The following is a 13,951-nucleotide window of genomic DNA, read 5'->3' on the forward strand; positions in this document are numbered from 1 at the left end:
CTTATTTTTTTTTCTTAGGAGTCGCTATTCGAAGCTTAGCACTTCTTGCTCTATTATTTGCTTTTATCTCTTCGTGTGTTGGAATAATCATCTTGCCAATATTTTTTAACGGAACATCAATATTTCCATAAAAATCCTTTTCAGGCTCCCCTTCAAATAATCCATTTTTAATAAAACGCTTTACCAACCTATCTTCTAATGAATGATAAGAAATCACACTTAGCCGACCATCCATATTCAACAATTTAGGAGTCTGCAACAGAAATTTCTTTAACACTTCCAGCTCTTGATTTACCTCTATTCGAATTGCCTGAAAAATTTGCGCCAATATTTTATGTTCTTTTGCTTTAGGAAGAAACTGCTGTAATACTTCTTTCAGTCTAAAACTTGTAACTATCCTCTCTACACTTCTCTCTTCAGATATCTTAGCAGCCAAAGCTCTTGCGTTACGCAACTCGCCATACTGAAAAAGAACATCACTCAATTTCTTTTCACTATATGTATTCACTACTTTATAGGCAGACAACTCATCCATTTTATTCATTCTCATATCTAGATCAGCATCAAAACGAGTAGAGAACCCTCTTTCCGCAACATTAAACTGATGAGAAGAAACGCCTAAATCACCAAGAATTCCATCGACCTTGATTACCCCATAAAAACGAAGAAACCTTGATATATATCTAAAATTTTCCTGAATCAAAACAAAACGACTATCATCAATTATATTTCTTTGCGCATCAGGATCCTGATCAAACGCAAACAACCTTCCTTTATCACCTAAACGACTTAAAATCTCACGAGAATGACCTCCACCTCCAAACGTAACATCAACATAAATCCCATCAGGCTTAACACCTAAGCCGTCTACGCTTTCTTTTAACAATACAGGATTATGATACTCTTCCATCCTCTTCGTTATTTAAAGCCCCCATTACTTCTTCAGCCAATTCAGCAAAATCAACAGTAGCCTCATCTATAGCGTGCTCATATTTACCTTTATCCCAAATTTCAATAATTGAAATCGAAGAAGACATAACCACCTCTTTGGTTATTCCCGAAAAAGCCAATAAATCTTTTGGAATCAACAACCTTCCAGTTGCGTCTAACTCTATCATTTTAACTCCCGCCGTAAAACGCCGAATAAAATCATTGTTTTTCTTAACAAAACGATTCAAACTATTCATCTGAGCCATTACCGCATTCCATTCCTTAATTGGATACAATTCCAAACAGGGCTGAAAAACAGATCTCTTCAACACAAAACCCTCATGCAAAATAGGATCCAACTGCTTTTTTAAAGCAGCAGACAAGAGCATTCTTCCTTTAGAATCAGCCTTACATTCATATGTTCCTACTATACTTTCCAAGTTTCAATATTAATTGTTACAGAAACCAAAAGTAAGGTTTTTTTTACCACTATTCACCACTATCCCCCACATTGTTAATAAATAATAATTACTTACACTAATTCTCATAGTTCATTCATAGTGTGGAACTTAAAAAGCAAATTCTAAAGAAAAAGAACAAACAGTCTTTAAATCATTTTTAGCGAAAAAAAGAGTACATTTGCAAACGTAAAAAAGATTATAAATGACCAATAACATTATCACAGAAGGAGAATTTACTTACAGTGAAGGCGGCGAAGGAAAAGCCATAGTTCTCCTACACGGTTTAATGGGAACAACTAGTATGTTCGATAGAGTTTTCGAATATTTCGTCAACAATGGATACAGAGTTCTTGTACCTGAATTACCTATTTACAGCTTACCACTGCTTAAGACAAATGTGAAACACTTTTCACAATTTATCAAACGATTTATTGAACACAAAAACTTAGATCGTCCTATCATAATAGGAAATTCATTAGGCGGACATATTGCATTATACATAACTAAAGACTACCCTGAAATAGTTAGTGATTTAGTGCTAACTGGAAGTTCTGGTTTATACGAAAATGCTATGGGTGATAGTTACCCTAAAAGAGGAGATAGATCATATGTAAGAAAAAAAGCAGAAATGGTTTTCTACGATCCGAAAACGGCTACAGAATCGATGGTTGATGATCTTTTTGAGATTGTTAACGATAGAGGAAGCGTATTGAGGATACTTTCACTTGCCAGAAGTGCTATTAGACACAATATGGCTAAAGATTTACCAGATATGAAACTGGAAACATGCTTGGTCTGGGGAAAACAAGATGCCGTAACACCTCCAGAAGTTGCAGCTGATTTCAACAAATTAATGCCGAATTCAGAATTATTTTGGATTGATAAATGCGGTCATGCTCCAATGGCCGAGCATCCTGAACAATTCAACAAAATTGTTCATGACTGGATGATAAAACACAATATTTAAAACGAACAAACAAGCACAAATTTTATTAAAATTTGTGCTTGTTTTTTATAAACATAGTTATGAAAATCAAAACTGCTGCTTTTGAAATCAGTAATTCTGATGTTAAAAAATGCCCTAAAGAGCGCATCCCTGAGTATTCATTTATTGGGCGATCTAACGTAGGCAAATCTTCTTTGATTAACATGTTGACTAGCAACAGAAAACTAGCTAAAACATCTGGAACACCAGGAAAAACACAATTGATCAATCATTTTAAAATAAATGACAATTGGTTTTTGGTAGATTTACCTGGTTATGGTTATGCTAGGGTTTCAAAAAAAGTAAAAAGAATTTTTCAATCTTTTATTAAAAATTATTTTTTACAGAGAGAGCAGCTAATTTGTTCTTTTGTTTTAATAGACTCTAGACACGAGCCACAAAGAATTGACATAGACTTTATGCAGTTTTTAGGAGAAAATAGAATTCCATTCTGCATTATTTTCACTAAGGCAGACAAATTATCTCCTACGGTCTTAAAAAGAAATATTGACACCTATAAAGAGAAATTATTAGCAGATTCTTGGGAAATATTCCCAAATTATTTTGTAACCTCCGCAACTTCAAAAAAAGGAAAAGATTCTGTCTTAGAGTTTATCGATAAAGTGAATCAAAATCTAAAACACGACTAACAAACTAGCTTCTAATTTTGAAATCCTCAGCCAAAAACATCGATATCCTTTTTGAAGACAATCATTTAATCATTGTTAACAAAAGAACTGGGGATTTGGTTCAAGGAGACAAAACAGGAGACACCCCATTAAACGACATCCTAAAAGAATACATCAAAGTAAAATACAATAAACCTGGAAATGTATATCTAGGAGTTGTACATCGTTTGGACAGACCTACAACTGGTATTGTTATTTTTGCAAAAACATCAAAAGCATTAGAACGTTTGAATAAAATGCTCCGAGATAAAACCATCGACAAAACCTACTGGGCTGTAGTAAAAAACAAGCCATCAAAACCTTTAGACACACTTGTCAACTATCTCCGAAAAAACCCAAAGAATAATAAAGCAACTGTTTTTAACAAAGAAACAAAAGACACCAAAAAGGCGATATTACACTACAAGACATTAAAAAGTCTAGATAATTACCACCTATTAGAAATAGATTTAGAAACAGGTAGACATCATCAAATTCGCGCTCAATTATCTAACATCAATTCTCCCATTAAAGGAGATTTGAAATACGGTTTTAACAGAAGCAATAAAAATGCTGGTATTCATTTACATGCACGTAGAATTAATTTCATTCATCCTGTAAGTAAAGTGCCTATTGAAATAATTGCACCCACACCTAAAGACCCTATCTGGGACGCTTGTCATTTAACCAAGAATTGAAAAAGTTCTGGATTATCATTTAGGTACTCACCTAAGAATCCTTTTTCCTTCATTCGTAAAAGTAAAGGTTTAAAATCTTCTTTATTCTTAAGTTCAATACCAACTATGGCAGAACCTTTATCTCTATTGTTTTTCTTAGTGTATTCAAAATATGTAATATCATCGTTTGAACCTAAAGCATCCACCACAAATTCCTTTAAAGCTCCTGCACGTTGCGGAAAACGAATGATAAAATAATGCTTTAAACCTTTATGTAAAAGAGAACGTTCTTTCATCTCTTCCATTCGAGTAATATCATTATTCCCTCCGCTTACAATACAAACTACATTTTTCCCTTTTATTTCTTCTCTATACAAGTCTAAAGCAGTTATAGAGAGTGCCCCCGCAGGCTCAACAACCAAAGCATTTTCATTATACACTTTTAATATTGTAGAACAAACAGCCCCTTCAGAAACTGTATTCGCTTCATACAACAACTTTTTACAAATCTCAAAAGAAATATCACCCATTCGTTTTACTGCCGCACCGTCAACGAATCTCTCAATAGAATCTAAAGTAGTATTCACCCCCTTTTCTAAAGAGACATTTAAGGAAGGTGCTCCATCGGGTTCAATTCCGATAATTTTTGTCGAAGGACTTAATACATGAAATACACTAGAAACACCAGCTGCCAAACCACCACCGCCTACTGGAAGAAATAAATAATCAATAGATTCTTTAGTTTGATCTATAATCTCTAAGCCTACAGTACCTTGACCGGCTATTACATCTAAATCATCAAAAGGATGTACAAATGTAGCTTTATTCTTTATGCAATATATAGAAGCTGCTTCATAACTAGCATCATAAGTATCGCCCACCAATACAACCTCCACATAAGATTGTCCAAACATATGAACTTGACCAATCTTTTGACTAGAAGTAGTGATAGGCATAAAAACGACACATGGAACCTTTAGTTTTTGACAGGCAATAGCAACTCCTTGAGCATGGTTTCCCGCACTAGCACATACCACTCCGTTTTGTAATTCTGTTTTACTAAGGTTTTTGATTCTATTGTAAGCACCTCTAATTTTGTAAGAACGGACTACTTGTAAATCCTCACGTTTAAAGGAAATAGTTGCGTCATAATTTTTAGAATAATTCTCCATATAGTCCAAAGGTGTCCTTTGAACTACTTTTTTTATATTTTTCTGTGCTTTTAACACAGCTTCAATTTTGATCATAATACTTTTCCTTTTAAATATAAAACTCATTTTTTCTTTTGTTCTTAGATAAACTAAGAAAGGCTTACTCCGAATGAAGTGACAAAAATAAATTTCATGAGCTTTTTTTCTTGCTATAAAACAAAAGAGTCATATTCTAATCCTATAAAATAACTTTCCTTGGTATTCATTTAAGCCCTGAATTGTATCTGCTTTATACTTATAAAACACACCTTATCTACCTGACTTCAAAAATAAGAAGATTGTTAAATAAATCATTAATTTTCTAATATTTAAATAAAAAAAACCTAATAAACTTTAGAGTCTATCAGGCTTTAGAATATTAAAAATATAAAACTATACGATTTTTTTCATTGCTGTCATAGATTCTCTCAAGTATTCACCAATTTCCTCAACACCATGCTCTCTAATAGCAGCGTTAATCTCAATCAATTCTTTATTATCTACACCATTATCACCGTCGTTAAAAGGTTTTCCAATTAAATTAATTGATGTATTCTTAACGTATTCAGCAATTAAAGGTTTTGCTGCATGATCAAACAAATAACATCCGTACTCTGCAGTATCAGAAATCACACTGTTCATTTCATATAATTTCTTTCTAGCGATTGTATTTGCAATTAATGGAGTTTCGTGTAACGACTCGTAGTATGCAGACTCATCAATAATTCCAGATTCAACCATTGCCTCAAAAGCCAACTCAACACCAGATTTTACCATAGCAACCATTAGTACTCCATTGTCAAAATATTCTTGCTCAGAAATCTCAATATCAGCAGCAGCCGTTTTTTCAAAATTAGTATCTCCTGTTGCAGCTCTCCAAGTCAATAAGTTTTTATCATCATTTGCCCAGTCTTCCATCATTGTTTTAGAGAAATGACCTGACATAATATCATCCATATGCTTTTGGAACAATGGACGCATGATATCTTTTAAATCTTCAGATGCTTTAAACGCAGCAATTTTTGCTGGGTTAGACAACCTGTCCATCATATTTGTAATACCACCATATTTTAGAGCCTCAGTAATAGTTTCCCATCCGAATTGAACTAATTTAGAAGCATAACCTGCATCAACCCCTTCTTCAACCATTTTATCGAAACACAAGATAGAACCTGTCTGTAGCAATCCACAAAGGATTGTTTGCTCTCCCATTAAATCAGACTTAACCTCAGCAACAAAAGAAGATTTTAAAACTCCAGCAGTATGACCACCAGTTCCAACAGCATATGCTTTGGCATAATCCCATCCTTTTCCTTCTGGATCGTTCTCTGGATGAACAGCAATTAAAGTAGGCACTCCGAATCCTCTTTTGAATTCTTCCCTCACCTCTGATCCTGGTGACTTAGGCGCAACCATAATTACAGTAATATCTTTTCTTACTTGCATTCCTTCTTCAACTATATTGAATCCATGAGAATAAGATAAAGTAGCTCCTTTTTTCATCAATGGCATCACTGCAGTTACCACAGCAGTATGCTGTTTGTCTGGAGTTAAATTGATTAACAAATCAGCCGCAGGGATCATCTCTTCGTAAGTCCCTACTTCAAATCCATTTTCAGCTGCATTGATGTAAGATTGTCTTTTTTCAGTAATCGCAGCTGGCCTTAATGTATAAGACACATCTAATCCTGAATCTTTCATGTTTAACCCTTGGTTTAATCCTTGAGCTCCACATCCAATAATAACTATTTTTTTACCTTTCAACACTGCTACACCTCCATCAAAATCTGATTTTTCCATGAATTCACATTGTCCCAATTGTTCCAATTGCTCACGTAAAGAAAGTGTGTTAAAATAATTTGCCATTTTTCTTATGTTTGTTAATTTATTTAAAATTAAATGATTGCCCCAAATTGATTCAATCAATTATTATTTTTTATCCTGTTTACAAAAATATAAAAACCTTTTTTTATTTCAGTATAAATCCACAAATATTGCACTGTTTTTTTTGAATACCACCTAAAGACTGGGTTCTAATTATATTGAAAAATTATTGAGTATTTGTTTTATAAAAACAAGCCAAGAGATAAAACAACATTCCAGAATCTCCCTTTAGAAGTTCAAAACGGATTATTGACCGACTTACTCATATGCCAAAAACCCTAAGGTAAGATTCTCAAAAGCAAGATAAGGTAGCGGTCTAGAAACGAGAGATAAATGAGAGTTCTAAAACATAAATAGACAACCGACTATGGCTACTATAAAAATCACAAATCATACTGAACTGCACCTAATATCTGTGTTCATTTAGTCATAACTACCAAATATTTAATATTTTAGTTTGACTTTCTTGAAACAAAAAAATATCATTTTTCACTTTCCCTAAAAGCAACTTTCCTATGGGAGATCCAGGAGAAATCACAAAATAGATTTCATTGTCTAGCTCAATTTTACCGACACTAATTCCTATAAAATAATTAACGCTCTCCGTTTTTACAACTGAGCCTAAACTACCTGCTTCGCAAATTTTCGCCGAATTAATTTTTTCAACTACTAATTTCATTTGATCAACCTCACTCAATTGCTGTCCTGCTTTCTCCATTTCTAATTGCAGCATAGCCCTACCTGTTTCATGTTTATCTCCTGCAGAACTTTTAGATTCAGACTCCAACGCTTCTTGATTTGATTGCACTGTCTTTAGAATCGTATTTAATTTCGATTTCACAAAGTCTGCACAAACAACCTTTAACCTTTCTTTTACTTCTAACTTGGTCATTTAAAATCAAATTTAATTGTATATCTATTACGGGTTGTTTTTAGCAAAATTATTTAAATTCGTGATAGAGATCCATCCAAGTTAGTTGCTTCCATTTTTCTTTAACAAAAGGTTGAGGAGTCCCATCAGTAGATCTGCCATTTTTAATAATCTCAGTAATTTTTTCCTTTAGTTTTTCCACAATATTAGGATATTTAAAATAGAGGTTTGTGGTTTCCCCTGGATCATTTTCCATATTGTATAACTCATATAATGCCTCTCCTTCTTTTGGTTCCACAACAACTGGTTTTAAAGAGCCTCCAGAACCTCTAAGCATATTCAATTTCCATTTTCCTTCTCTAATTGCAAAATGCCCTGTAATAGAATGGTGAATTACCGCTCTATCTACAGTTGCGTCTTTGTTTTTCATCATTGGATACAAACTATAACTATCTTCTCCCTCATTATCAGCAAGTTCAACACCAATAATATCTGCAATGGTTGCTAAATAATCAGATTGACAAACAGGCTCATCTACTTTTAATCCCGCATTGATAGCATTTGGCCAACGCATTAAAAATGGAACTCTGTGTCCTCCTTCATAAATATCTCTTTTTCCTCCTTTAAAATTCATACAACTATAATGTTGGTAAGTATCCCTTTGGTATTTATAATTACTCTCAGCCCCATTATCTGACGAAAAAATAACCAAAGTGTTTTCTTCCAAACCATTTGCTTTTAAAGCATCTAAAACCTGTCCTACACGAAAGTCTGTTTCTTGCATAAAATCTCCATAATTTCCACAGTCACTTTTTCCTTGAAAATCAGGATGTGTACAATGAGGTAAATGTGGACTTGTTAAAGGAAAATACAAAAAGAAAGGCTTACCATTCTTTGCTTCACTTGAAGATTTATTAATATACTCAACCGCTTTATTAGCAAAAGTTTCTAATACCAGTTCATCATTAAATGACGGAGCAACTTCCACATAACCTCTACCGAGTTCTTTTTCATAAGGTGGAGTCATTCTATAAGTACGAGGAGTTATATTCATTTTCTTTTTTGTAAACAACGTCGGAGCATCCAATACTCGATCATTCTCTAAATAAGTTAATATCCCGTAATTCATAGATGCAGAGATCCCAAAGAAATAGTCGAAACCTTTTTCAATAGGTCCATCTGTAAACGGCTTAGACCAGTCTCTTCCTTTTCCTTTTTCTCCTTCGAATTCCATTTGAAGATGCCACTTACCAATCATTGCTGTATTATAACCATTCTCTTTTAAAAGTGATGCAATAGTCGTTCTATCTTTCTCTATCAAACACGGTCCATCAGCACCTAAAACTCCTTTTTTCAACGAAGTCCTCCAACTATAACGCCCTGTTAACAAGGTATACCTAGAGGGAGTACATACTGCATCACTACTATGTCCATCAGTAAACACAACTCCTTCATTAGCCAACTTATCCATATTTGGAGTTTTAAATTTGGCATTTGGGTTAAGCGCACTTACATCACCAACTCCTTGGTCATCTGTATAAATAATAATGATGTTTGGTTTTTCATCTAGCTGATCATTTTCCTGAGCTAATAAGTTATTTACATTGCTTATCAAACAGATTAGAAAAACTAAAAATTGAGGTATTATTTTTTTCATTTATATTTTATATTTATTTGTCAAAAACTATTAATCAACTACCTGTTTTATATAACAAAAAGTTTTTTATTTTTTCTCTATATAAACATAATTAGCAGGATACACCCTACCAAGTTCATCAATCAATTGTGCTTCCATATCATATTTCCCAGCAGGAATTTTTCCTTTAAATGTAACCTCATCGGCTCCTTTTTTAATATCTAAAGTTTTAGAAATATTAGCAACATATAAAAATGCTTTTTTCATGTCAGATTTCACACTTGCTGGGGAAGTTTTATCCAAAATAATCGCTTTTTCCTGAGCAGGAAAAGTTGCATTTATAGCCAAATTACTTTCTCTAGGAAATCTACGTAGACTTATAGTATACTCACCATCTTCTACAAACTCAATTTTCCACTTACCAGAAGATTGCTCTGGTACTCTTGCTCCATCTTGATGCCATGAAGAGGCATATTTACCAACAATCATATCGTGCGCAGAAATTCGACTAGGATTTTCCTTTTCGGATCCCACTTTGATATATGCATATTTTTGGTTCACCTCCTCATCTACAAAAGACTTCCACCATTTTTCATAACCTACAGACATGCGACTGGCAACTTCGGGATAATCTTTAATTACATTATTTTCTTGTCCTAAATCGATACGCATATCGTAAAGTTTATTTCCATCAACCAAACGCCAATTATCATCCATAACAGTATACTTCCTGTACTTGATTAAGTTCTGTTCTCTCTGAGTGTCCATATATAAAATCCTATTTTCCCATTCAGGATTTTCATTTACTAATAAAGGTTTTAAACTTTTTCCATCTAATTCTTTAATCGGGTTAAAGTCTAGACCTAATAAATCCACAAAGGTTGGTAACAAATCATAATGTGCTACTAGATGATCTATGTCTTTCCCTCCTGTAAGTTGCCCATCTGGCCATCTGATATAGAGAGGAACTCTATGACCTCCATCATATTGACTTCCCTTTCCTCCTCTCAATCCAGCATTATAAACACTTCTACCAGCAGCAGTTCCGTTATCTGAAGTATAAATAAGAATGGTATTATCTGCTATTCCTAAGTCATCTAATTTATCTTCAAGCTTTTTAAAATTCTCGTCTATATTGGTAATCATTCCATAAAATCTTAAAGCTCTAGGATGTATCCCTTGATATTCATCTACTGGATACATATCAATATATTTTTCAGGAACGTTATAAGGTGAATGAGGTGCATTAGTAGATATATAACAGAAAAAAGGATTATCTTTGTTCTTTTCTATAAAACCCAAAGCTTCAGAAAAGAAAACATCTGTACAATATCCATTATACTTTTCAGTAACTCCATTATGCCAATAAGTGTCATCAAAGTAATCATTCCCCCAATAATCAGGACCTTGACCTATACCTCCTCCACCAAGTCTAAGAACTTCATGAAACCCTCTATCTTCAGGACGATACGGATAATTATCTCCTAAATGCCATTTTCCAAACATCGCATTTGTATATCCATTTTGAGCAAATATTTGAGGTAGAATAACCTCATCTTCAAACAAAATAGATCGTCCATTTATCGTATGAAATACATTTACTCGGTTGCAATGCCTCCCCGACATTAAAGAGCCTCTAGTTGGCGCACAAGTAGTTGACACATGATAATTCGTAAAACGTACTGCTTGACTATAAAAAGCATCAATATTTGGCGTTTTTATATAAGGATTTCCTTCACAAGCAAGATCACCTTTACCCTGATCGTCTGTAATTACAATAATTACATTTGGTTTTTGTTTTAAGGCTAATTTATTTTGACCAAAGAATAGTCCAATATTACCAAGAATTACAAAAATTAACAACCAGCTTCTTTTTTCCATTTTTATTTAATTTATATTCTTAAAATCTCATCTTAATTATTACTTGGTTTAATTCCATAACCTGTATGGGTTATTGTGATTTTTCATTTGTTCTAGTAACAATGCTTTCATTTTGATGACTTTTTTATTTTAAGTTTTCTCTTTACAACTTGTAAAACAAAACCAATTATTAAAAGTTGCTTTATCAAACTATGCAGACTACTTTATATTAAATTATTATTTTGCAGGATTCATTTTTTCAACCGATACAAAATAAGCCCCTAATTCCTTTTTATTATCCAAAGTAAACCATGTTTGAAGTTGTGTTTCACCTTTTGTTAATTTCACAGTAAACTCAACAAATTCTGCTTCAGGATTCACAGTGCTTACTTGTTCAATACCTTGAATACTAATTCTAGCTTTATTAATACTTAACGATTTGCCTGGTTTACTAGCAGTTACACTTGTATTAGGTAAAGCAGGACGAATAGGTGCTTTCGCATTTAAAGCTAAATGTGTTTCTTCTGGCCAACGTCGAAGCTTTAATTTGTAAATTCCGCTTTCTGCTATTTTCAACATCCAATAACCATTGTCTATATAGCCAGTTCTTATATGTCTTTGATGCCAAGGACTTGCTTCACTTTCGGTGTGCCAATCATGACAATACAACTTTACAGGATTTTCTGCTTTATGACCTATGTATATATATGGCTGATCCTTATAACTTGGAGATATCTCTTTCCACCAAGCATCATATGCTATTTTTAACTCAGTCATTTTTTCTGGATGCTGATCAGCTATATTTGTTCTTTGCTCAGGGTCTGTTTTTAAATCATACAATTCAATTCCGTCAATCAATCTCCAACTACCTTGCATTAAAGATGTTCTCCTCCAAGGTTCTGGAACTTCAACACGCTGTGAGTTTACAATCACAATTCTGTCTTCAAACTCCGTATTGTCTCCATTTATTAATGGCACTAAACTCTGACCATCAAATTTAATATCTGAACTAACTTTTAACTTACATAAATCTACAAGTGTTGGCAATATATCATAATTTGCTGTTAAATCGTCAATGTCTTTACCAACGGTGATGCCACCGTCTTTCCAATGAATAAAAAGAGGTACTCGATGACCTCCTTCATATTTACTTGCCTTGATTCCTCGCATTCCAGCATTATAGCCTTTTGTAACAAAACCGTCCAATCTATGTCCTTCAACTTTAGCTCCTTGAGCTGTACCATTATCAGTGGTAAAAATCAATATAGTATTGTCTAATAATTTACTAGTTCTTAAATAATCTACTAGTTTACCAATGTTTTCATCTATGTTGGCAATCATCCCATAAAAAGGAGGATAATGAATATTTTCATTATCCATATAAGGTTCTATATACTTATTTTCTACAAAATAAGGAGAGTGCGCTGCATTCGTTGGTAAATAGCAAAAGAATGGCTCATCCTTATTTGACTCTATGAACTTTATAGCTTCAGAAAACCAGATATTTGTACAATAACCTTCATGTTTTTCAAGCTTACCGTTATGAATATACATATCATCAAAATAATCATTATCAAAATAATCCATCGTCTGTCCCATACCACCACCTCCATGGCTTAAAACCTCATCAAACCCTTTATCTTCAGGTCGGAATGGATAATTATCTCCCAAATGCCATTTTCCAAACATAGACGTTTTGTATCCATTTTCTTTGAAAATTTGAGCCATTGTAGTTTCTCTTTCTAACAGTAACGAACGTCCGTTAACCGTATGCCAGACCCCTGTTCTGTTATTATGGTGCCCAGTCAATAAAGCCGCTCTAGTTGGAGCACATGTAGGGCTTACATGATAATCGGTAAATCTTGCACTAATTCCATGAAGCTCATCAATATTTGGAGTTTTTATATATTTATTACCTAAGGCAGCAATATCACCATAACCTTGATCATCCACCAAAATAAGGATAACGTTAGGTTTCGCTTCTTTTTCTGTAGTCTTATTTTTTTCAGATTTACAAGATGTAAATATTAGTGTACTTATTAATATTCCAATATAGAATGTGTAAGGCTTCATTTTTATATATTTAATTTATACCGTTGTAATTAGTGCGTTTTTTTATAAACTAATATCGACAATATATTATTTTTATTTAACACTATAAAAGTATTACATTTATAATAACATTACTATAAATTATCATCCCAACACTATAAATCATATGTCTATATGAAAAAATAAATCTACAATTTTATTTCTCAACTTAGCATCTGCAAAGTATTGAAATTCCATAATTTAGGATTTCAAAAAACATTCTTTTATTTTTTTGTTGAAATGGTTTTATAAATCACATTGTTTTTATACCAATTTGACATTTAAATCGATATTACTTCTCAATTTCGGTGTAATGTAATTATTATTTTCAAACATTAGTGTCCGCTAAACATTTTTAAAAGTGGGATTTCCTTACAGGATTTCCCACTTTAGTGGAACTCCAATAATTAAGCAAGTTTTAAAATTCATTTTACCCACCGATATTTCTCGGACAGCCAAAACCTTCAATAGTGATAGATATTACAAAACCTTTAAAACTTACGAGCATTTAGTAACAATGCTATACGTTACAATGAGTGATGTATCCTCGCTTAGATAACTTTCTACAGTTTTACTTGCTTGTGAAGGGCGCATCAGTCATTTAAACCTAAACCATTTCCCAAAACGAAGTACCTTATCAGATGCCAACGCAAAAAGATCTAGCGAAGTCTTTGGTGCTATCTATGCCAAATTATTTA

Annotated in this window: 11 protein-coding genes; 3 read left to right on the forward strand and 8 right to left on the reverse strand. The window is 33.2% G+C overall.

Annotation, left to right across the window (positions count from 1 at the left end):
* Position 1 precedes the first annotated feature (1 nt).
* Both rsmH and V5787_RS06485 read right to left on the reverse strand, forming a co-directional pair.
* On the reverse strand, positions 2-910 hold the full coding sequence (rsmH, locus tag V5787_RS06480) for a 16S rRNA (cytosine(1402)-N(4))-methyltransferase RsmH (protein WP_336892445.1): 909 nt from the start codon (positions 908-910) through the stop codon (positions 2-4).
* A complete protein-coding gene (locus V5787_RS06485) occupies positions 894-1,370 on the reverse strand; it encodes a division/cell wall cluster transcriptional repressor MraZ (RefSeq protein ID WP_336892446.1) in 477 nt (158 codons plus the stop codon). The genes rsmH and V5787_RS06485 overlap by 17 nt, the downstream gene beginning before the upstream one ends.
* Before the next feature lie 223 nt (positions 1,371-1,593).
* Here V5787_RS06485 and V5787_RS06490 point away from each other — a divergent pair, with 223 nt between their 5' ends.
* From V5787_RS06490 to V5787_RS06500, 3 genes are read left to right on the forward strand one after another with little or no spacing between them, the layout of a single operon-like run.
* On the forward strand, positions 1,594-2,358 hold the full coding sequence (locus V5787_RS06490) for an alpha/beta hydrolase (protein WP_336892447.1): 765 nt from the start codon (positions 1,594-1,596) through the stop codon (positions 2,356-2,358).
* A gap of 59 nt (positions 2,359-2,417) precedes the next feature.
* Positions 2,418-3,026 (forward strand): ribosome biogenesis GTP-binding protein YihA/YsxC, encoded by a 609-nt coding sequence (gene yihA / locus V5787_RS06495; protein WP_336892448.1) that lies wholly within the window; start codon positions 2,418-2,420, stop codon positions 3,024-3,026.
* A 17-nt stretch (positions 3,027-3,043) separates the two neighbouring features.
* The gene (locus V5787_RS06500) at positions 3,044-3,742 is read left to right on the forward strand and encodes an RluA family pseudouridine synthase (protein ID WP_336892449.1); all 699 of its coding nucleotides are present in this window, start codon (positions 3,044-3,046) and stop codon (positions 3,740-3,742) included.
* On the opposite strand, the gene ilvA is transcribed toward V5787_RS06500, so the two are convergent.
* The 6 genes from ilvA to V5787_RS06530 form a co-directional block, all read right to left on the reverse strand.
* On the reverse strand, positions 3,724-4,968 hold the full coding sequence (gene ilvA, locus V5787_RS06505; protein WP_336892450.1) for a threonine ammonia-lyase IlvA: 1,245 nt from the start codon (positions 4,966-4,968) through the stop codon (positions 3,724-3,726). The genes V5787_RS06500 and ilvA overlap by 19 nt on opposite strands.
* A gap of 336 nt (positions 4,969-5,304) precedes the next feature.
* Complete coding sequence (gene ilvC, locus V5787_RS06510) at positions 5,305-6,777, reverse strand: ketol-acid reductoisomerase (protein ID WP_336892451.1); 1,473 nt, start codon at positions 6,775-6,777, stop codon at positions 5,305-5,307.
* A gap of 451 nt (positions 6,778-7,228) precedes the next feature.
* Positions 7,229-7,687 (reverse strand): 3-oxoacyl-ACP synthase, encoded by a 459-nt coding sequence (locus tag V5787_RS06515; protein WP_336892452.1) that lies wholly within the window; start codon positions 7,685-7,687, stop codon positions 7,229-7,231.
* Positions 7,688-7,736: 49 nt separating this feature from the next.
* Positions 7,737-9,323: an arylsulfatase gene (locus V5787_RS06520; RefSeq protein ID WP_336892453.1), complete on the reverse strand. Its 1,587-nt coding sequence runs from the start codon at positions 9,321-9,323 to the stop codon at positions 7,737-7,739.
* A 66-nt stretch (positions 9,324-9,389) separates the two neighbouring features.
* A complete protein-coding gene (locus V5787_RS06525) occupies positions 9,390-11,183 on the reverse strand; it encodes an arylsulfatase (RefSeq protein WP_336892454.1) in 1,794 nt (597 codons plus the stop codon).
* Positions 11,184-11,399: 216 nt separating this feature from the next.
* Entirely contained in the window at positions 11,400-13,235 is a 1,836-nt protein-coding gene (locus V5787_RS06530) for an arylsulfatase (protein WP_336892455.1), read from the reverse strand.
* Positions 13,236-13,951: the final 716 nt, after the last annotated feature.

The organism is Flavicella sp., assembly GCF_037132785.1.
Classification (GTDB): Bacteria; Bacteroidota; Bacteroidia; order Flavobacteriales; family Flavobacteriaceae; genus Flavicella.

Bases quoted from the DNA above. Each gene is read 5' to 3' on its own strand.
- V5787_RS06515 (WP_336892452.1), bottom strand. From the start codon at position 7,687: ATGACCAAGTTAGAAGTAAAAGAAAGGTTAAAGGTTGTTTGTGCAGAC.
- V5787_RS06520 (WP_336892453.1), bottom strand. From the start codon at position 9,323: ATGAAAAAAATAATACCTCAATTTTTAGTTTTTCTAATCTGTTTGATA.
- V5787_RS06530 (WP_336892455.1), bottom strand. From the start codon at position 13,235: ATGAAGCCTTACACATTCTATATTGGAATATTAATAAGTACACTAATA.
- ilvC (WP_336892451.1), bottom strand. From the start codon at position 6,777: ATGGCAAATTATTTTAACACACTTTCTTTACGTGAGCAATTGGAACAA.
- ilvA (WP_336892450.1), bottom strand. From the start codon at position 4,968: ATGATCAAAATTGAAGCTGTGTTAAAAGCACAGAAAAATATAAAAAAA.
- V5787_RS06525 (WP_336892454.1), bottom strand. From the start codon at position 11,183: ATGGAAAAAAGAAGCTGGTTGTTAATTTTTGTAATTCTTGGTAATATT.
- yihA (WP_336892448.1), top strand. From the start codon at position 2,418: ATGAAAATCAAAACTGCTGCTTTTGAAATCAGTAATTCTGATGTTAAA.
- rsmH (WP_336892445.1), bottom strand. From the start codon at position 910: ATGGAAGAGTATCATAATCCTGTATTGTTAAAAGAAAGCGTAGACGGC.
- V5787_RS06490 (WP_336892447.1), top strand. From the start codon at position 1,594: ATGACCAATAACATTATCACAGAAGGAGAATTTACTTACAGTGAAGGC.